The organism is Microbacterium sp. NPDC059771, from assembly GCF_042732495.1.
Classification (GTDB): Bacteria; Actinomycetota; Actinomycetes; order Actinomycetales; family Microbacteriaceae; genus Microbacterium; species Microbacterium sufflavum.
In genome coordinates, this window is sequence record NZ_JBHWHK010000001.1 from 170,706 (window position 1) to 189,449 (window position 18,744).

At 71.6% G+C, this 18,744-nt stretch carries 21 protein-coding genes; 9 read left to right on the forward strand and 12 right to left on the reverse strand.

All coding sequences use genetic code 11. The features are described from left to right. Positions 1 to 22: 22 nt before the first annotated feature. Entirely contained in the window at positions 23 to 1,090 is a 1,068-nt protein-coding gene (locus ACFV3I_RS00815; RefSeq protein ID WP_136032044.1) for a histidinol-phosphate transaminase, read from the reverse strand. 52 nt (positions 1,091 to 1,142) lie between these two features. Here ACFV3I_RS00815 and ACFV3I_RS00820 point away from each other — a divergent pair, with 52 nt between their 5' ends. Together ACFV3I_RS00820 and ACFV3I_RS00825 are read left to right on the forward strand one after the other, a co-directional pair. Further along, complete coding sequence (locus ACFV3I_RS00820) at positions 1,143 to 1,547, forward strand: phage holin family protein (protein ID WP_136032042.1); 405 nt, start codon at positions 1,143 to 1,145, stop codon at positions 1,545 to 1,547. Between the two features lies 1 nt (position 1,548). After that, a complete protein-coding gene (locus tag ACFV3I_RS00825) occupies positions 1,549 to 2,229 on the forward strand; it encodes a hypothetical protein (protein WP_378803001.1) in 681 nt (226 codons plus the stop codon). A 25-nt stretch (positions 2,230 to 2,254) separates the two neighbouring features. Here the strand turns inward: ACFV3I_RS00825 and ACFV3I_RS00830 are convergent, their stop codons facing one another. Both ACFV3I_RS00830 and ACFV3I_RS00835 read right to left on the reverse strand, forming a co-directional pair. Then, a complete protein-coding gene (locus tag ACFV3I_RS00830) occupies positions 2,255 to 3,538 on the reverse strand; it encodes a hypothetical protein (protein ID WP_378803002.1) in 1,284 nt (427 codons plus the stop codon). Further along, a complete protein-coding gene (locus ACFV3I_RS00835; protein WP_136032036.1) occupies positions 3,526 to 3,795 on the reverse strand; it encodes a hypothetical protein in 270 nt (89 codons plus the stop codon). The genes ACFV3I_RS00830 and ACFV3I_RS00835 overlap by 13 nt, the downstream gene beginning before the upstream one ends. A 140-nt stretch (positions 3,796 to 3,935) precedes the next feature. Here ACFV3I_RS00835 and ACFV3I_RS00840 point away from each other — a divergent pair, with 140 nt between their 5' ends. Together ACFV3I_RS00840 and purB are read left to right on the forward strand one after the other, a co-directional pair. Further along, positions 3,936 to 4,457, forward strand: coding sequence for a low molecular weight protein-tyrosine-phosphatase (locus ACFV3I_RS00840; protein WP_205812681.1), 522 nt, complete (start codon positions 3,936 to 3,938; stop codon positions 4,455 to 4,457). A gap of 23 nt (positions 4,458 to 4,480) precedes the next feature. Continuing rightward, positions 4,481 to 5,863: an adenylosuccinate lyase gene (gene purB / locus ACFV3I_RS00845; protein WP_378823188.1), complete on the forward strand. Its 1,383-nt coding sequence runs from the start codon at positions 4,481 to 4,483 to the stop codon at positions 5,861 to 5,863. Positions 5,864 to 5,875: 12 nt separating this feature from the next. Here the strand turns inward: purB and ACFV3I_RS00850 are convergent, their stop codons facing one another. From ACFV3I_RS00850 to ACFV3I_RS00860, 3 genes are all read right to left on the reverse strand, one after another. Then, entirely contained in the window at positions 5,876 to 7,228 is a 1,353-nt protein-coding gene (locus tag ACFV3I_RS00850; protein ID WP_378823190.1) for an MFS transporter, read from the reverse strand. A gap of 127 nt (positions 7,229 to 7,355) precedes the next feature. Further along, entirely contained in the window at positions 7,356 to 7,718 is a 363-nt protein-coding gene (locus tag ACFV3I_RS00855) for a hypothetical protein (RefSeq protein ID WP_136032030.1), read from the reverse strand. Then, positions 7,715 to 8,359 carry an acyl-CoA synthetase gene (locus ACFV3I_RS00860; protein WP_136036388.1) on the reverse strand — a complete coding sequence of 215 codons (645 nt, stop codon included), beginning with the start codon at positions 8,357 to 8,359 and terminating at the stop codon, positions 7,715 to 7,717. The genes ACFV3I_RS00855 and ACFV3I_RS00860 overlap by 4 nt, the downstream gene beginning before the upstream one ends. Positions 8,360 to 8,668: 309 nt before the next feature. On the opposite strand from ACFV3I_RS00860, the gene ACFV3I_RS00865 reads away from it, so the two are divergent. Next, positions 8,669 to 9,580, forward strand: a complete 912-nt coding sequence (locus tag ACFV3I_RS00865) for a hypothetical protein (protein WP_378822164.1) — start codon at positions 8,669 to 8,671, stop codon at positions 9,578 to 9,580. Here the strand turns inward: ACFV3I_RS00865 and ACFV3I_RS00870 are convergent. Beyond that, positions 9,568 to 10,407, reverse strand: a complete 840-nt coding sequence (locus tag ACFV3I_RS00870; RefSeq protein ID WP_136032024.1) for a sulfurtransferase — start codon at positions 10,405 to 10,407, stop codon at positions 9,568 to 9,570. The genes ACFV3I_RS00865 and ACFV3I_RS00870 overlap by 13 nt on opposite strands. A gap of 9 nt (positions 10,408 to 10,416) precedes the next feature. After that, positions 10,417 to 12,123 (reverse strand): murein biosynthesis integral membrane protein MurJ, encoded by a 1,707-nt coding sequence (gene murJ, locus ACFV3I_RS00875; protein WP_378822165.1) that lies wholly within the window; start codon positions 12,121 to 12,123, stop codon positions 10,417 to 10,419. 87 nt (positions 12,124 to 12,210) lie between these two features. On the opposite strand from murJ, the gene ribA reads away from it, so the two are divergent. Genes ribA through ACFV3I_RS00890 form a run of 3 tightly spaced genes read left to right on the forward strand, consistent with a single transcriptional unit; the run spans position 12,211 to position 13,772 of the window. Continuing rightward, on the forward strand, positions 12,211 to 12,870 hold the full coding sequence (gene ribA / locus ACFV3I_RS00880) for a GTP cyclohydrolase II (RefSeq protein ID WP_136032021.1): 660 nt from the start codon (positions 12,211 to 12,213) through the stop codon (positions 12,868 to 12,870). 17 nt (positions 12,871 to 12,887) lie between these two features. Then, complete coding sequence (locus ACFV3I_RS00885) at positions 12,888 to 13,358, forward strand: MarR family winged helix-turn-helix transcriptional regulator (RefSeq protein ID WP_378822166.1); 471 nt, start codon at positions 12,888 to 12,890, stop codon at positions 13,356 to 13,358. A gap of 60 nt (positions 13,359 to 13,418) precedes the next feature. Next, positions 13,419 to 13,772: a helix-turn-helix transcriptional regulator gene (locus ACFV3I_RS00890; RefSeq protein ID WP_206252270.1), complete on the forward strand. Its 354-nt coding sequence runs from the start codon at positions 13,419 to 13,421 to the stop codon at positions 13,770 to 13,772. Positions 13,773 to 13,924: 152 nt separating this feature from the next. Here the strand turns inward: ACFV3I_RS00890 and ACFV3I_RS00895 are convergent, their stop codons facing one another. Further along, a complete protein-coding gene (locus tag ACFV3I_RS00895) occupies positions 13,925 to 14,521 on the reverse strand; it encodes a ClpP family protease (RefSeq protein WP_136028998.1) in 597 nt (198 codons plus the stop codon). Further along, entirely contained in the window at positions 14,518 to 15,132 is a 615-nt protein-coding gene (locus tag ACFV3I_RS00900; RefSeq protein ID WP_378822167.1) for a ClpP family protease, read from the reverse strand. Before ACFV3I_RS00900 ends, ACFV3I_RS00895 begins: the two co-directional genes overlap by 4 nt. A 137-nt stretch (positions 15,133 to 15,269) precedes the next feature. On the opposite strand from ACFV3I_RS00900, the gene ACFV3I_RS00905 reads away from it, so the two are divergent. Continuing rightward, positions 15,270 to 15,743, forward strand: a complete 474-nt coding sequence (locus ACFV3I_RS00905; RefSeq protein ID WP_136029001.1) for an acyl-CoA thioesterase — start codon at positions 15,270 to 15,272, stop codon at positions 15,741 to 15,743. Between the two features lie 52 nt (positions 15,744 to 15,795). Here ACFV3I_RS00905 and ACFV3I_RS00910 read toward each other — a convergent pair whose 3' ends face one another. Both ACFV3I_RS00910 and ACFV3I_RS00915 read right to left on the reverse strand, forming a co-directional pair. Beyond that, entirely contained in the window at positions 15,796 to 17,223 is a 1,428-nt protein-coding gene (locus ACFV3I_RS00910) for a hypothetical protein (protein ID WP_206252269.1), read from the reverse strand. A gap of 184 nt (positions 17,224 to 17,407) precedes the next feature. Further along, positions 17,408 to 18,649 (reverse strand): trans-sulfuration enzyme family protein, encoded by a 1,242-nt coding sequence (locus ACFV3I_RS00915; RefSeq protein WP_378822168.1) that lies wholly within the window; start codon positions 18,647 to 18,649, stop codon positions 17,408 to 17,410. Positions 18,650 to 18,744: the final 95 nt, after the last annotated feature.

Consider the following 18,744-nt stretch of genomic DNA (forward strand, 5'->3'; position numbering starts at 1 on the left):
AGATTGCGCGGATCCCGGGGTGTCAGCGCTGGGCTGCGGCGACCTCCAGCACGCGGTCGAGCGACTCCTCCTCGCCGACCGAGATGCGGATCCCGTCGCCCGAGAAAGGCCGCACGATGAGGTCGGCGGCCACGAAAGCGGCGGCCACCTCGTCGGTGCGCTCCCCGGTGGGCAGCCACACGAAGTTGGCCTGCGAGTCGGGCACGTCCCAGCCGAGCGCGCGGAGCCCGGCCACCAGGCGCTCACGGCGCTCCACGATGACCGCGACGCGCTCGAGCAGCTCATCCTCGGCGTCGAGGCTGGCGATCGCGGCGCTCTCGGCGGCGGACGTGACCGACAGCGGGATACCCGTGGTGCGTGCCGCGTCGAGCACCTTCTCGTGCCCGATCGCGTAGCCCACGCGGAGACCGGCCAGGCCGTACGCCTTGGAGAAGGTGCGGAGCACGACCACGTTCGGGTGCCGCTCGAACACGCGGGCGGCGAGACCGTCGACGGCGTCGGGTGCGGTCACGAACTCGGCGTACGCCTCGTCCAGGATCACGAGCACGTCGGCCGGAACGCGGTCGATGAAGCGGTCGAACTCCGACGCCGTGATGATCGGGCCGGTCGGGTTGTTGGGCGTGCACAGGATGATGGCGCGCGTGCGGTCGGTCACCGCCGCGGCCATCGCGTCGAGGTCGTGCCGCGCATCGGCCGTGAGCGGCACCTGCACGCCGGTCGCCCCGGCCACGAGCGGCAGGCTCGGGTACGCCTCGAACGACCGCCACGCGTAGACCACCTCGTCGCCGGCCGACGCGGTCGCGAGGATCAGCTGGTGCAGGATCGACACGCTCCCCGAGGCGACGTGCACCTCGTCGGGCCGCACGCCGTAGCGCGCCCCCAGACGCTCCCGCAGCCGCCCGGCCGTGGCGTCCGGGTAGCGGTTGATCGGGGTGGTGCGCTGCAGCGCGTCGACGACCGAGGGCAGCGGCTCGAACGGGTTCTCGTTGCTGGACAGCTTGAAGGCCTCGGGCCCCGCCTGCTTCCCCTGCCGATACGGCGCGAGGGCGGCGATGGCGGGACGGATGCGGGGCAGGATGGGCTCGGTCACGCGTCGAGTCTAGGCTGACAGCTCACGGTCGCCGTGGGACACTGAACGGACTATGCGCTTCATCATCCGCGTCGTCGTCAACGCCTTCGCCATCTGGGTCGTCACCCTCATCCCGGTCCTTCAGGTGACCGTGACCGCCTTCCCCCCGGGAGAGACCCTGCAGCTCGTGCTCACGCTGCTCGCGGTAGGCGCGATCTTCGCCCTGGTGAACACCATCATCGGCACGGTCGTGAAGGTCGTGGCCTTCCCGCTGTACATCCTCACGCTCGGGCTCATCGGCTTCGTGATCAACGGCTTCCTGCTGTGGCTGACGGCCTGGATCACGAGCAGCTTCGGCTGGGGGCTGTCGGTCGGCTCATTCTGGTGGGGCGTGCTGGCCGCCCTGATCATCTCGATCATCAACGGGATCTTCGGCGCCATCCTGCGTCCGCAGAGCAAGCGCTCGCGCCGCGACTGACGTGGGGCCGTTCGAGCCGCAGCCCCTCGGCGAGCGGCAGGGACGAGATGCGGCGGCGGGCGTGACGCGGCGCGCCGTGGTCGCCGCGGCCTGGAGTGTTCCCGTGGTCGCGGCCGTTGCCGCGGCCCCGGTCGCCGCGGCGAGCGCGACCCCGGAGCTGACGGCCTGGACCGTGACCGCGTGCGAGTCCGCCGACCGCATCACCCTCATGCTGCGCAACGACACCGCGGATCCCCTCCAGACGTACCTCGAGCTCACCGCCGACGGCGCTCAGCCGGACGCGGGCCCCGGCCCCCTGCTCTCCCCGGGGGAGACCCGCCCGTTCGGCTTCAGGCTCGTGCCCAACGGCGGGTACACGATCCGCGCGAGCACCGACGGGGGGCTCCGGTTCCAGCAGCGCGTGGAGCTCGACTGCGCTCCGCTCGGACTGACCGCGCGGATCGACCCGGACGACGGCTCCGGCGTGCTGACCGTGCACGTGCGCAACGACTCGACGGCGCCCATGACCGTGACCGTCGCGTTCGACCTGGGCAGCGACGGCAGCCCCGAGTCCACGGACACCGTGGTGCTGGCGCCCGGCGAGGAGCGCGCCCTGCCCTACCCCGCCCCGCAGACGGACTTCACCGTGCGGGTGTCGAACGACCAGGGGTACGCGCTCGTGGAGTCGTTCGCGTTCGCCTAGCCGCACCGTGGCGGACCGCAGCAGTTCATCCGACGCGTTCGGCACGGTACTCCGTACGCTCCACCTCGGTGGCCTCGCCCAGTTCGGTCCAGTACCGGCCGAGGGCCTCGGCGCGCGGGTCAGACGACGCGTCCACCAGGCGGGCGGTCTCCTCGTACTCCTCGATCCCGTGCGACCCCAGTCCCAGATCGTCCGGGCCGGGCAGCGGTTCGACGAGCCTGCTGGCCGTGAAGCTGTCGGCCGAACCCGTGCCCTCAGCGGAGCCGCCCGTCGCGAGCCGGGAGACCACATCGTCGGCATGGCGCAGCTGCACGAGCGTCTGATCGTCGTCCAGCGTCGGCTCCGACGGACTGCCCGCCGTGATCTGCAGCTCCACGTCGAAGTCGCTCTCCATCGCGACGTGCGCGGCGATCATGCCCGACTGCGAGTACGCCACGACGTCCACACGATCCCCGGGCTGCGCCCCGGACGCGGCGAGCGCATCGAGGGTCGCCTGGTACGACGCCGACCGCGTACCGGCGTACAGCTGCACGTTCGAGCGCATGTCCCACGGCTCCGTCCCGGTCGGCGCGAGCGACACCGACCGCGTGCCGGAGAGATACGCCACGTAGCGGGTCGCACCGTCCTTCATCGTGTAGCGCTCGACGGCCACCTGGGCGCCGCCGCTCTCCGGAAGACGGCGCAGCGCCGCGGTGAGGTCGGCAGGAGCCCGCGGCGCGGACCGGGCGACCGCCGTCACGCGCACCGGATCGGCGTGACCCCGGAGGCGCTCCCCCGGCTGCACCTTCGCGAAACCGGTGGTCGAGCCGAGCAACTGGGTCACCGCCGCCGCCGGAGCCACCGACGGCCCGAGCCCGCCGAGGAGCAGCCCGGGGCCGAGGAGCGGACGGGTCGTCCACTGCAGCACGAGCGCGGTCGCGACGAGGCCGAGAGCCGGGTCGGCGGCGAGCAGACGGTCGAGCCGAGCCTGCGCCGCCGTGGCCGCGCCCGCATCCGTGTGAGCGAGCGCCTCGACCTTCGCCCGCAGCTCCACGATCTCGAACACGTCGGCCGTGCGTCGCGCTCCGTCCGCCGCGTGTGCGAGCTCGGCGGCGACCTCGTGCAGCACCTGGGCCGCGGCGCGCAGCGCGGGGAGCGGCACCCCCTCGAAGGCCTCGGGATCGGACGACACCGCGACTCGGGCCTGCTCGACCGCCGTCGCCGCTCGTCCGCACGCCCCCGCGGCCGCGGCGATCCGCGCAGCCACGGCCCGCAGCTCCTCGGTGTCGACCGCGATCACTCCGCCGTGGTCGATGCTCAGCCCGCCCACCGGTCGCCTCCCAGGCAGTGGTCGCGCACACCGCGGAGCCGTTCGACCTCGGCAGACGCGGCGTGGTGCTGCCGCTCGATCCCCTCGTGCAGCGCCCGGAGCGCTGCGGACTCCCACGCCGTGTCGTCGACCACCGCGCGCAGCGTGCCGACGGCGTCGTTCAGCGCGTGCAGCGCATCGCCCAGATGGCTCGAGGCGCGGATGCGGGCCCAGACGTGCGGTGGAGTGTCGAAGGTGGTGGCGGTGAACGCGGTCATGGCTCCACCCTGCGCGAGCGCCGACATGGCTCCCGACCCGGTTCGCAGCGCCCGTGAAGAGATCGCGCGGATGCACAGACGTGCAGGAAGGGCGGGTCCCGCGAGGCCGCCGCTGTGCAGGAGGCGCCCCGACCGGCAGAATGGTCACCGTGACAGCCCAGGATCCCTTCCGCGTGATCTTCGTCTGCACGGGCAACATCTGCCGCTCCCCCATGGCCGAGGTCGTGTTCCGCGACCTCGCGGAACGCCAGGGCCTCGGCGCGCGGATCGTCTCGCGCAGCGCGGGCACGGGCGACTGGCACCTGGGCGAGCGCGCCGACCACCGCACGATCGACTCGCTCGCGCGCCGCGGCTACGACGGCTCGCAGCACCGCGCCAAGCAGTTCACGTTCGCGTCGTTCGCGGAGAACGACCTCGTGGTCGCGCTCGACCGCACGCACGAGCGCATCCTGCGGGAGTGGGCGCGCGACGAAGACGAGGAGGGCAAGGTCACGCTCCTGCTCTCGTTCGACCCGAACGCGCCGAGCCCCGACGTGCCGGACCCCTACTACGCGGGCGCCGAGATGTTCGATTCGGTGCTCGGTATGATTGAGACCGCCACGCGGGGGCTGTTCCGCCAGCTCGAACCCGCTCTGCGCCCGCCCCGCACGCCCCGACTCTGAGGGGCCCGATCAGGAGGACTCCCCTGACTTTCCAGCCCTCGCTCCCGCCGCAGCCCCTGAGCCCCCTCGACGGTCGCTACCGCGGTGCCGTCACCGGACTCGCCGACTTCCTCTCCGAAGCCGGGCTCAACCGCGCGCGCGTCGAGGTCGAGGTGGAATGGCTGATCGCGCTCACCGACCGCTCGCTCTTCGAGACGAGCCCGCTGTCGGACGCCGACAAGGAGCGCCTGCGCGCGCTGTACCGCGACTTCGGCCAGGCCGAGATCGACTGGCTCGCCGAGAAGGAGGCCGTCACGCAGCACGACGTGAAGGCCGTGGAGTACCTGGTGCGCGACCGTCTCTCGACGCTCGGACTCGACGCGATCGCCGAGCTCACGCACTTCGCCTGCACGAGCGAGGACATCAACTCCGCCTCCTACGCCCTCACCGTCAAGCGCGCGGTCGAGGAGGTCTGGCTCCCGGCCCTCGACACCGTGATCGCGAAGCTGCGCGAGCTGGCGGTCGAGCACGCCGACGCCGCGATGCTGTCCCGCACGCACGGCCAGCCCGCCACGCCCTCGACCATGGGCAAGGAGCTCGCGGTGTTCGCGTGGCGGCTGGAGCGCGTCCGTGCGCAGATCGCCGGCACCGACTACCTCGCGAAGTTCTCCGGCGCGACCGGCACCTGGTCGGCACACCTGTCCGCCGACCCCGACGCCGACTGGCCCACCATCGCCCGCGAGTACATCGAGGGCCTGGGGCTCGGCTTCAACCTCCTGACGACGCAGATCGAGTCGCACGACTGGCAGGTCGAGCTCTACGACCGCGTGCGGCACGCCGGTGGCATCCTGCACAACCTCGCCACCGACATCTGGACGTACATCTCGCTCGGCTACTTCGCGCAGATCCCGGTCGCCGGTGCCACGGGCTCGTCGACCATGCCGCACAAGATCAACCCGATCCGCTTCGAGAACGCCGAGGCGAACCTGGAGATCTCCGGCGCCCTGTTCGCGTCGCTCGGGCAGACCCTCGTCACGAGCCGCCTGCAGCGCGACCTCACCGACTCCACCACGCAGCGCAACATCGGTGTCGCGTTCGGGCACTCGCTGCTCGCGCTCGACAACCTGCGCCGGGGACTCAACGCGATCTCGCTCTCGCGCGACGTGCTGCTCGCCGACCTCGACGGCAACTGGGAGGTGCTGGCCGAGGCGATCCAGACGGTCATCCGGGCCGAGGTGGTCGCCGGGCGCTCCACCATCACCGACCCGTACGCGCTGCTCAAGGAGCTCACGCGCGGGCACCGCGTCGGCGCGGCCGAGCTCGCGGCATTCGTCGAGAGTCTGGAGATCGGCGACGCCGCCAAGCAGCGCCTGCTCGCCCTGACCCCCGCGACCTACACGGGTATCGCCGAGCGCCTCGCCCGCTGAGCCCGCGCGCGGTCAGCCGGAGTACGACTCCACGCGGTCGCGCGGCATGAACGACGCCGCGAGCAGGGTGAGCAGCGCGGTCACGGCGACCGCGATGAACACCCCGACCGACGCGTGCACGATCGTGCCGGGGTCGTCCGGCCCTGCCCCCTGGGAGATGATCGCGTTCGAGATCGCCCCGAACACGGCCACCCCGACCGCGCTGCCTGCCGAGCGGGCGAACGCGTTCATGCCGGTCACGGCACCGCGCTCACCCCACTCCACCGACGACTGCGCGGCGATCAGGGTCGGCGCCGCGCTCCACCCCAGCCCGAAGCCCAGCACGAACGCGATCACGGCGAGCACGTACGGGTTCGGCCACGACGCGACCGAGGCCAGGACGATCGCCGCGACCGAGGCGATGCTCATGCCGATCAGCGTGGTGCGGCGGAAGCCGATGCGCAGGTACAACCGCCCCACGTTGGCCGCGGCGATGGGCCACCCGAGCGTGAGCGCGGCCACGGCGAGGCCCGACAGCAGCGGCACGATGCCGAGCGAGCCCTCCAGGTAGGTGGGCGCGAAGCTGGTCACGCCGATCATGAGCGCCCCCACGCCGAGCGACACCAGGGTCGTGGTGAGGATGAGCCGGCGCGAGACGAGCCGCAGGTCGACGATCGGCTCCGGTGCCCGCCGCTCCACCAGCGCGAACAGCACCAGGGCCGCGATCCCCGCCCCGAAGCACAGCGCGCTCGGCGCCGACAGCCACTCCCAGGCGTTGCCGCCCTCGAGGAGTCCGAGGATCACCCCGGTCAGGCCGACCGTCAGCAGCACGGCCCCGAGGTAGTCGATGCGGTGCCGTTGCGTCTGCTTCTGCTCCGTGTACCGCCGCAGCAGCACCCACGCGGCGAGCAGGCACAGGGGGATGTTGATCAGGAAGATCCAGCGCCACGCGTCGAGCTGGGCGAACACGCCGCCGAGGGCCGGTCCGACCACCGACGACACCGCCCACACGCTGGCGATGTAGCCCTGCACCTTCGCGCGCTCGGCGACCGTGTAGATGTCGCCGACGATCGTCATCGACATGGGGGCGACAGCTCCGGCGCCGAGCCCCTGGACCACCCGGAACGCGATGAGCGCCGGCATGCTCCACGCGAGACCGCAGAGAACCGAGCCGAGCAGGAACAGGGCGATGCCGAGCAGGATGATGGGCTTGCGTCCGACCGTGTCCGCGAAGCGCGAGTAGATGGGCACGCTCACGGCCTGGGCGAGCAGGTACACCGAGAAGAGCCACGGGAACTGCTGGTAACTGCCGAGGTCGCGCACGATGCTGGGCACGGCGGTGGCCAGGATCGTGGCGTCGATCGCGATGAGACCCGTCGAGAGCATCAGCGCCGCGAGCACCGGTCCGCGTTCCGAGCGGAGTCCGACGGAGGCGCGATCGATGGGGGTGCTCACGTCAGGCACAAGCCGCCCGCCCGCCGGAGTATTCCGACGGACGGGCGGCCGAGGGTCGTCACTTCGCGGTGCCGGAGCGCCCGGGGGCCTGGTCGTCGCTGTCGGGCTTCTCGCCCGGCTCGGCGTCGTACAGCACCGGCCGGTCGATGGTCTTGGTCACATCGGCCGGGTCGACCGCGAGGATCAGCATCGCGAGGATCAGCAGGGTCACGATGAACGCGGAGCCGCCCACGACCAGGCTCAGGGCCAGCGGCGTGAGCCCTTCGTACGTGCCGTTCGCGATGGCCGTGTTCACGCGCAGGGTGAAGGCACCGGTCGACACCAGCGTGACCACCATCGCGAACACGCCGCAGCCCAGCGCGATGCCGAGCAGGTGGAGCGGACGCAGGATGTCCCGCCGGGTGGGCTTCTCGTCGCTCATCGCTCTCCTCCGTGCTGGACCGGCTCGCTCTGGTCGTCGTGGGGGACCTCCGGCGCGTCGGCGCGCTTCGGGGTCAGTCCCGCAATGCCGAGGAAGACGGCGACGATCGCCGCGTAACCGCCGAACATGCCCACGCCCAGGATGATGCCGGAGAGCACGAACGTGCCCGCCGCGTCGATCGTGTACTCCTGCACGAACCCGGCCGGGATCAGCAGCATCACCACCGCCAGCAGGAGCGTCAACGCGCCGACCGTGATCGCGTCGCGGGCGAGCATCCCGCCGACGCGACGCGCCCGGATGCCCGCGAGCAGCTCGATCCCGCCGCTGAGCACCGCCCACGAGATCACCACCACGAAGAACACGTCGTCCGTGCGCCAGGCGGGGACGCCGCTCGCCATGCCGGCGAGGGCGCTCACCACGGCGAGCAGGATGGAGGACCAGCGCGAACCCGCGGGCAGCACCAGCCAGGCGGCGAGCACGTGCACGAGCGCCGTCACCAGCACGAACCCGCTGAACACCGACAGCCCCACCGGGGCGGAGTGATCCGACGAGAAGGTGATCATGAGGGCGGCGACGGCCGCGAACAGTGCGCGCAGCAGTTGCACGTGGCGCATGGTGAACGCGCGAGCAGGGGCAGACATGCAGAGTCCTCCGGGGTTTCCCCCCAGTCTACGCGGGGGCGGGAGACGCCAGCGCCGGGCGGATGCGCGTGAAGCCCGGCGGATCTCCCCAGATCGATTGCCGGGCTTCACGACATACGCAGCACGGGGGGCGTCACTGCGTCGGGCCGGACGGTCGCGGGGTCGGGCACCTCCCCCACACGTCAGAGCCCAGTGACCCACGTGCTCGCTCGGTCCCCTGAAGCGTGCTCGCGCGGTCTTATGCTCACTCTAGGGAAGTGTTCTTCACATACCGGACGGGGGGTTGTGATGGAGTACACGAACGGTGGCGTGCCACGCCCACCCGGGCGCAGCGCCTTCGCCAGGGCACTGCGCGACGCGATCAACGCGAGACCCGTGACGCTCTCCTGGCTGCAACGCCAGCTCAAGGCACGCGGCAACCGGGTGTCGATGGCCACGCTGAGCTACTGGCGCTCCGGGTCTCGCCGGCCGGAGGGCGCGCAGTCGCTCGCGGCCCTGGCCGACATCGAGGACCTGCTCGGGCTGGAGGACGCCGCACTCAGCCGTCTGCTCCGCCCCAACCGCACCGGACCGCTCGGGGTGAGCGGCTTCCCCATCGATCACCGCGAGATCGAGCAGGCCGTGATCGACGCCTACACGGCGATGGGCAGCCCGTACCCCGACACGTCACGCGAGCTGACCACGCACTCGGTCACCGATGTCGACGAGCGAGGCAACGTGTCCTTCTGCTCCACCAGGAGCATCGTGCAGTCCACGACCGGCACCATCCACGCGATCCCGTTCCTGGAGATCATGCCGGGGCTGCCCTCCCCCGCCCCCATCCTGCGGGCGGTGTCGGGCGGCCGTTTCACCCGCCACTACTCGCACCCGGGCGGCGAGGTGCACGGCGCGCTGTTCGAGCTGGACGTGCCGCTCGAGGCGCCCGACACGGCGATGGTCGAGTGGTCGGTGGAGTACCCGCCGGGGTCGCCGCCGTCGCGCGACACCGGGCACGCGGTGGGCCGCCAGTGCCGGGAGCTGCTGGTGTGGACGCGATTCCACCCCGACGCGGTGCCCGACTGGTGCGAAGAGGTCGTGGAGACCCCGGACGGCCGCTCGGTCTCGCCCGTCCCGCTCACCCGCGGCACCTCCGTGCACCAGGTGCGGCGCGCGTTCGGCCCGGGCGCCCTCCAGCTGCGCTGGGGGTACGGGCCCGCGGACGCGGAGGTTCAGCCGGGCTGATCGCCCGTCGCGACCGGACGACCGGGGGTGTTCGACCACTGGCTCCACGAGCCGGGGAACACCCGGGCGTCGATGCCGACCTCGTGCAGCACGAGCGCCGTGTGCGCCGCGGTGACGCCGGAGCCGCAGTACGCCGCAACAGGGGTGCCGCGGGTGACGCCGACCCCTTCGAGCGTGGCGAGCACGGTGTCGCGGTCGAGCACCCGGCCGTCCGCATCGAGATGCAGACCGGTCGGGAGGTTGATGGCACCGGGGATGTGTCCGGCCACCGGGTCGAGCGGCTCGGTCTCGCCACGGTAGCGCTCGGGCGCGCGCACGTCGAGGAGCACGCCCGACTCCGGGAACGCAGCGGCCTCGTCGATCGTGAGGGCGTCGTCGCCGATCTCGTCGAGCACCACATCGCCCGGCTCCGGGATCACGTCGTCGGTCGCGGTGTCGTACCCGGCGGCCGTCCAGGCGCGGAGCCCGCCGTCGAGCACGCGCACACGAACACCGGCCTGCCGGAGCAGCCACCACGCGCGAGCCGCCGCGAGCCCCTTCGTGTCGTCGTACGCCACGACCGTGTCGCCCTCGCGCACGCCCCACCGGCGCGCGGCCGCCTGGAGCGTGGCGGTCGACGGCAGCGGGTGGCGCCCCGCGTCCGGCTCGCCGTGCGTGGACAGCTCCGTGTCCAGAGCCGCGAACACCGCGCCGGGGATGTGACCGGTGAGGTAGTCGGCGTGCCCGGCCTCCGGTCGATCGAGACGCCAGCGCACATCGATCACGCGGACGGGCGCCTCACCGGCGAGGAGGTCGTGCAGTTCGGTCGCGGAGACGAGGTCGCTCATGCTGCGAGGCTACCGACTCCCCGTGCGTCTTCGGTTCGTCGCGTCATCCGACGACACGGCCGAGAAGCGTCGCGGGAAGCGCGCACGAATCAGCGCCAGCGCAGCGGCAAGCTCAGGTACGCGGAACATCGCCAATGCCGAGACGTAGACCGCCCCACTGAGCAGACCGATCGCGATCGTCCCGAGAACACCCGGGAGCTTGTCACTGACGAACCAACCAGCCTGACCGCCGAGTGCGAGATACAACGCCCACCCCGCGAGTGTCGCTGGCACTGCCGCCAAGAGACACCGCGCCAGTGGGCGAACCCAATCTTGGACGTGAAGACCGCCGAGTCTCCGCCGGAGCAACACCACGGCGATTGCGCTCTGGCCGATCGACGCGACCGACTGCCCCAGAGCGACGGCTGCTGCAAGAGATGTGACCGGGAGGATATGCAGCTCATGGAGCAGCCACGCGAGGCTGGCGGTCGCGATCACGACTGCGGTCTGGAAGAGCGTGAACCAGAACGGCGTACGTGTATCTCCGAGCGCATAAAAGGTCCGCTGCACGATGAATAGAACGGCGAGCGGTACCAGACTCAACAAGTAGCAGCAAAGGACGAGAGAGGCCTCCGCTGCATCGTGTGGTGAATTCGTAAAGACGCGCGAAGCGGGCACGGCAGCCGCGACTAAGGCCGACAGTGCTGCGAACAAGAAGAACCCCAGTGTTCTGATGCTCCGCGAAATGTCCCGCCTCATCTCGGGATATCCGCCGAGCGACGCGTGCTCGGACAATCGCGTGTAATAGGGGGTTCCGATCGACAGCACGATGATCGAATACGGCAGCATGAAGACGAGCCAGGCATTGCTCATCACGGCCGATGCGGCGCCCTGGCCGGATGCCTCGTTTGCGACCCAGCTCTGATAGAAGCCCGCGCCGAGGCTGACCAATGCCATAAGAAGAGTCCAGCTCGCAACGCGGCCAAGATCGCCCAGCTGGGCGCCCCGCCACCGGAAGTCGATCTCCAGCCGGATACCGGTTCTCCTCCAGAAGACAAGGAGGACCAGCGCTTGCAGGGCAATGCCGCCGGTCGCTACGCCGCCTAGTGACGCGATCATGCCCGGGCTCCATTCCGCCACTCGCGCAAGGTTCTCGCCGAATGCCATACCGATGAGCAGGAATCCGATGATCGACAAGATGTTGTTCGCCACCGGCGCCCAGGCGAACGGGCCAAAAATGCCCTTCGCATTCAGCACCTCACCGAGCAGCGCATACAAGCCGTAGAAGAAGATCTGCGGGAGACACCAATACGCGAACGCGGTGGCGAGGGCGATCTGAGCGGTGTTCTCAGGGCGCAACTGCAAGGAGACCAGCCAGGGTGCCACAACGACGGCCGCGCCCGTCATCAGCAGGAAAATAGCTCCGCCCATCGTGACCAGCTTCGATACAAACTCCTCGCCGTCTTGGCGCCGCGATGCTCGGACGATCTGGGGCACGATCACGGCCGTGAGGATACCGACGGAGATCAGCCCGAAGATGCTGTTAGGAAGTTGGTTCGCCACGGAGAACGCGTCGGCGACCGCCGATCTGTTCGAGCCGACCACACCAACGAGAACGACCGTCCGCAGGAGACCGGTTACCCGGGAAGCGAGAGTGCCCGCTCCGAGCATGATGCTTCCGCGTTCCACCCCGACCATCCGCTCCTCGGTTCCGCCGTCGGGGGCCGATGATGTCACGTCGCTTCTCCTTCGAGTAGCGAGATGCCCGGGTTTATTCGCGGACCCCGTCGGGAATAGAAGCGGGCGGCGGGCGTTGCACCCCGCATGATTGAAAGTTCAACCGTCGCGCCGGCTGCCACCGAACGGACCCGCGTGCGGGTGCCGCTGCGCTTCGGCGACGGGTACACCACCACGGCCGACGTCGTGACCTTCGACGGACTGGTCGACGGACGGGAGCACCTGCTGCTCGGCCTCGGCGACTGGCGCGCGGCGCTCGACCGCGCGGCCGAGGGCGGCGATGCCCCGCTCGTCCGCCCGCACAGCGAGTGCCTCACCGGCGACGTGTTCGGCTCCGAGCGATGCGACTGCGGCCCCCAGCTGCGCGAAGCGGTCGAACGGATCGCCGAGCAGGGCGGGTTCCTGCTGTATCTGCGCCAGGAGGGTCGCGGCATCGGCCTCTACGCCAAGCTCGACGCCTACGCGCTGCAGGACGCCGGTCTCGACACGTACGAGGCGAACGTCGCCCTGGGTCACGGCGAGGACGAGCGCGACTACACGGTCGCCGCCCAGATGCTCCGCGCCGTCGGGGTCGACGGCATCCGTCTGCTGAGCAACAACCCCGACAAGGCCGTGCAGCTCGAGGCGCTGGGCATCCGCGTGACCGAGCGCGTGCCCACCGGCGTGCACCTGTCGGAGTCGAACTCGCGCTACCTGCAGGCCAAGCGCGACCACACCGCGCACACGATCGACCTGTCGGCGGCGTGACCGGCGGGGAGGACACCATGACGGCCCAGCGCTCGGAGCGGCGGCTCGACGACACGGAGATGGCGACGTGGCTGCCCGTCATCCGCTTCGTGCAGCTGCTGCCCCAGGTGCTCGACCGCACGCTCAAGGACGAGGTGGGCCTGAATCACGCGCGCTACGCGATCATGGTCACGCTCGCGGGGCGCGACGACGGCGCGGTGACCATGACGGAACTCGCACGCATCGCCGGTCTGAGCCGTTCGCGGCTGAGTCACGCGCTCGACTCGCTCGAGGAGCGGGGCTGGGTCGAGCGCACGTCGTGCAGTACTGACAAGCGCACGCTGTCGGCCGCGCTCACCTCCGCGGGCAGGGAGATGCTGCGCACCGCCGCCCCCGTGCACGTGGAGCAGGTGCGCGAGCTGGTACTCGACCCGCTCACCCCCGCGGAACGCGAACAGCTCCAGTCGATCCTCACGAAGCTGCTCCCGGGTGTGACCGCGGCGCTCTGAGGCGTTCTGCTCTGAGCAGAACGCCTCGAACCCCGCCGAGCGCCCGGATTATCGTGAGGCATGGCCGACATCGTCCCGTTCCCCCGCGCTCCCCGTCCCGCCCGTCCCCAGCCGAGCGACCCCGAGCCGCTGTGGCGGCAGCTGCTGGGCGACCAGCTCCGCCGTCGGCGGCACGACCGCGAGGAGACCCTCACCGCCACCGCCGAGAAGGCCGGGGTGTCGCCGCAATACCTCTCCGAGGTCGAGCGCGGGCTCAAGGAGCCGTCGAGCGAGATGATCGCCGCGATCGCCGGAGCCCTCGACACGAGCCTGGTCGAGCTGACCAGCGCCGTGGCCGACGACCTGCGCGCGACTGCGGCCCCGGCATCGGCGGCGGTCTCGGCCTCGCGCGGCGCGTTCGCCCTCGCGGCCTGACCGCGCACGCGGCGCCCGGCTTCGTCGCCGCGTGCCCTCCCCGGTGGAGCCCCGGGTTCGCCGTCGCGCCGCCGCACGCCCCGCCCGCACGCGCCGCCCGGTGGAGCCCCGGGGCCGACGCGGCACCGCAGCGCCGGCCCCGGGTCCGGGCGTCACCCCGCGTCGCGCGGCCCGAGCACGGTGTCGATCAGGCCGTACTCCTTCGCCGCCACGGCCGTGAACACCCGGTCGCGGTCGGTGTCGACGCGGAGCTCCTCGAGGGTGCGACCGCTGTGCCTGGCCAGGATCGCCTCCATGTCGGACCGCACCCGCACCACCTCGTCGGCCGCGAGGATGAGGTCGGGGATCGCACCCCGCGACTGCCCGGCGGGCTGATGCAGCACGATGCGCGCGTGCGCGAGAGCGGCCCGCTCCCCCGGCGCCCCTGCCGCGACGAGCAGCGCCGCCGGACCGATGGCCTGGCCGACGCAGGTCGTGGCGATGCGGGGACGGATGTGCTGCATCGTGTCGTAGATCGCGAGCGCCGCCCCGGGATCGCCGCCCTCGCTGTTGATGTAGAACTGCACCGCGGAGTCGGGGCTGTCGGCGTCGAGGTGCAGCAGCTGTGCGATGAGCGCGTTCGCCACGCCCGCGTCGATGCCGGTGCCGAGGTAGATGACGCGTTCGGCCAGCAGGTGCGAGTACACGTCCATGACCCGCTCGCCGCGGGGGTGCTGGGCGATCACGTTGGGGATCGTGTAGCTGCTCATGCGTCCGCCCCCAGTCCCACGCGCGCGCGGCGTCGCGGCATGATGTCGGCCGTCGACTCCACGATCCGGTCGATGAAGCCGTACTCCTGCGCCTGCGTGGCGGTGTACCAGCGGTCGTGCAGGGAGTCCTCGAAGATCCGCTCCACGGGCTGACCGGTGTCGTCGGCGATGAGGCCGAGCACGGTGTCGCGCATATGACGGAGGTCGTCCGCCTGCGCTTCGATCTCGACCGCGGATCCGCCGATGCCCGCCGAACCCTGATGCATGAGGATGCGCGCGTGCGGCAGCGCCCGACGCTTGCCCGGTGTGCCCGCCGACAGCAGGAACTGTCCGGCGCTGCACGCGAGGCCGAGCGCGAGGGTCGAGACGTCGTTGGGCACGAGCCGCATGAGGTCGCGGATCGCGAGCATCGACGGCACAGACCCGCCGGGAGAGTGGATCCACAGGGCGATGTCGGCGACGGGGTCTTCTGCCGAGAGGCTGAGCAGCTGCGTCATCAGCAGCGTGCCGTTGTCGTCGTCGAGGGCGCCGTCGAGCACGAGCACGCGCTCGTGGAAGAGCGCGCGCCGGGCTTCCTGGCTGAACTGGGGTATGGGTTTCTCGTCGCTCATGACCCCAGCCTCCGCCGCTCCGGGAGCCGGTGGGTCGGTCTCCGCCGTGGGCGGATCCGCCGTGGGCAGAGGGCGTGTGCGCTGCCCGAAAGCCGCGCGTAACACCCCCGACTCACGACGCTCCTAGCCTCGAGCACATGGCGAGACAGAAGGCACCGGAATGGCAGTGGTCGGAAGACGGGATCAACTTCCGCACCCGCAAGTGGGTGCGCCCCGAAGACCTCAACGCGAACGGCACGCTGTTCGGCGGCAGCCTGCTGAAGTGGATCGATGAAGAGGCGGCGATCTACGCGATCGTGCAGCTGGGCAACTACCGCGCCGTGACGAAACACATCTCCGCGATCACGTTCGAGGCGTCGGCGGTGCAGGGCGACCTGATCGAGATCGGCCTGCAGGCGACGCGGTTCGGCACCACGTCGCTGACGATGCGCGCGGTCGCCCGCAACATGATCACCCGCAAGCGCATCCTCACGATCGACGAGATCGTGTTCGTGAGCCTGGATGAGGACGGGATGCCGACCCCGCACGGCTATCGCGAGATCACCTACAACCGCGATCGCATGCCCACGGAGCGCATCGCCACCGGGACGGTCCGGCTGCCGAAGCTCTGAGCGGACGCCGCCGGGGGGAACGGCGTCCGCTCAGAAGAGAAGGGGTCAGGGGTCAGGCGGCCAGGGCGAGCGCGCGGCGGTGGGTGATCCGGTGCCCCACCCAGAACCCGATCGCGATGAGCCCGGCGAGCGCGACCCCGAGGATCCACGGGAGCATCGACGGCGCGGCGCCCGCGGTGGCGGTGGCGAGCGTGCCGGAGCCGTCGGCGATGCGCCCGTTGCCGGAGGCGAGGTCGGCCGCGCCCGCTTCGAGCGTCCCGCCGCCCGCGGCCAGGTCGCCCGATCCGTCCGCGACCGCGTCGGCTCCGGCGCTCAGCTCGCCCATGCCCGTGTGGAGGGCACTCGCGCCGGACTGCAGCGTGCCGATGCCGGTGGCCAGGGTGCTGGCGCCCTCGTCGAGCCGCCCGGCGCCGTCGTCGAGTCGCACGGTGCCGGCGTGCAGCGTGGAAGCACCGGTCGAGAGCGTGCCGAGGCCCTGCGTGAGCTTCGTGGCTCCGGCGCTGAGCTGGGCGGTTCCGGCCTGGAGCGCCTGCGTGCCGGCGACGAGCGCGGGGGCACCCTCCGGGGCGACCAGGGCGACCGTTCCGGGCCAGCCGAGTGCGGGGTCGCCGTTGGCGATGGCGTTGACCCCGGCCGTCACGCGCGCGGCACCGTCGGCCGCGCCGATGAGTCCCTGCGCGAGCGAGGGTGCGGCGGCGGCCGGGGCCGCGAGGGCGTCGACGGCCTGATCGACTCCGGCCGCGAGCTGCGCGAGCTGCTGCAACTGCACGTTGGTCGGGTCGGCGGCGAGCATCCCGGCGAGGCTGTCCGCGAGTTGCTGCGATCGACCGGGGGCGGCCGTCGCGGCGTTCTGCAGCGCGGTCTTCGTGTCGGGATGGGCGAGCGTCTGCACCGAGGTCGTCACTCCGGCGCGGAGGGTGTCGCTCAGCGTGGTGGCACCCGCCAGCACGCCGGTCGTGTACTGGTGCGCGCCCGTCACGCCCGCCGACAGCCGGGTGGCGCCCGCGACGAGCTGCTGCGCGCCCGCATCGGCTGCGGCGGCACCGGCCGCGAGGTCCTGCGATCCGGCGAGCGCGGTCTGCGCGCCACCGCTCAGGCGGCTCGCACCGGCCTCGGCGTTCGCGGCGCCCGCGGCGAGGTCGCCCGCACCCGCAGCGAGGGCCGTGGCTCCCGCCGCCGCGGTGGTGGCACCATCGCTCAGCTTCTGCGAGCCGTCCTCGGCGCTCGCGGCACCCGCGGCGAGGTCCTGCGTCCCGTCGGCGAGGGTCTGCGCGCCGTCGGACAGTTCGGCGGCACCGGCCGCGAGCTGCGCCGACCCGTCTTCCGCGGCGGTGGTGCCGTCGGCGAGCTCCGCGGCACCGGCGGCGATCTTGCTCGTGGTGGCGAAGAACAGCAGGATCATGGCGGCCAGCAGCAGGCTGAGCACGATCACGGCGATGCGCATGCCGAGGCCGTGCGCGTGGGGTGTTGCACTCGTCATTGAGGACTCCCGGGTGGTGTGTGGCGTCGTTGCCACGGGCGACTGTAGGGCCCCGGTCCCCCGCCGCACCGGAATTGCCGGACGATACCAAGTCCCAGCGCACGCGGGACTCAGTTTCTTGTGGTGGATGCACAAAGCGGCGTCCGCGCCCCCACCCCGCGAACGCCGCCCCGCGCCGTCGCCGCTAGCCCGGCAGGGAGGCGCCGCGGCCGGCCACCGCGACCGGGCCGGCGCCCTCGCCCGTCGAGCGCTCGGCGAGCACCGCGAACGCGCGGTCCAGGTCGGCGATCAGGTCGTCCGCGTTCTCGAGGCCGATCGACAGCCGCAGCACGTCGGCGGCGGGTCGTGCCTCCGGGGGCACCGGACGGTGCGTGAGAGCGGCAGGGTGCTGGATCAGCGAGTCCACGCCCCCGAGCGACACGGCGTGCGTGAACAGCGAGGTCGCCGACGCCACCGCCGACGCCGCCGCGTACCCGCCCCGCATCCGCATCGCGATCATGGCGCCCGTGCCGCGCATCTGCCGGCCGAGGATCCCGCGGGGATCCCCGTCGAGCCCCGGGTAGAAGACCTCGGCGACCTCTGGTCGGTCGATCAGCCACTGCACGAGGCGGCGAGCAGTGTCCTGCTGCTGCCGCACGCGCACGGGCAGCGTCGTGAGCCCGCGGTGGAGGAGATATGCGCCGAGCGGGTGCAGCAGCCCCCCGGTCACCGCACGCACTCGGCGCAGCGCTTCTGCGGTCTCCTCGTCGCAGGCGACGACACCGGCGATGACGTCGCCGTGGCCGCCGAGGTACTTGGTGGCGCTGTGCAGCGACATCGCCGCGCCCAGGTCGATCGGGTTCTGCAGCACCGGGGTGGCGAAGGTGTTGTCGACCACGACCGGGACGTCGCCGGCCTGGCGCACGACGTCGGCGATGTCGGCGATGTCGAGCGTGGGGTTGGCGGGCGTCTCGACGACCACGAGCCCGGTGTCGGGGCGGATCGACGCGGCGACCTCCTCGGGGCGGCAGTACGTGGTGTCGACGCCGAGCAGCCCCGAGCCCAGCAGGTGGTCGGTGCCGCCGTACAGCGGACGGACCGCGACCACGTGGCGGGTGCCCGTCGCACCGGTGCGGGCGAGGATCACCGCGGTCATGGCGGCCATGCCCGACGCGAACGCGACCGCGGCCTCCGCGTGCTCGAGTTCGGCGAGGGCCTCCTCGAAGCGCGCGACCGTGGGGTTCCAGAGTCGGGCGTAGACCATGCTGCCGTCGGCGGGCGGACGGCCCCCGGTGGCCATGGCCTCGTACGAGTCGCCCCCGCGCTCGACATCGGGCAGCGGGTTGGTGGTGGACAGGTCGATCGGTAGCGCGTGGACGCCGAGCCCCTCCAGGTCGGAGCGGCCGCTGTGGACGGCGATCGTGTCGGGATGCAGCGGTGCGGTCATGCCTCCACGTTGCCGGAAACGTGAGAGAACCGCCGGAATTCGACAGCATCCGCGGGAACTGAGGCCTCATCCGATATTCTGTGCAACATCCGGCG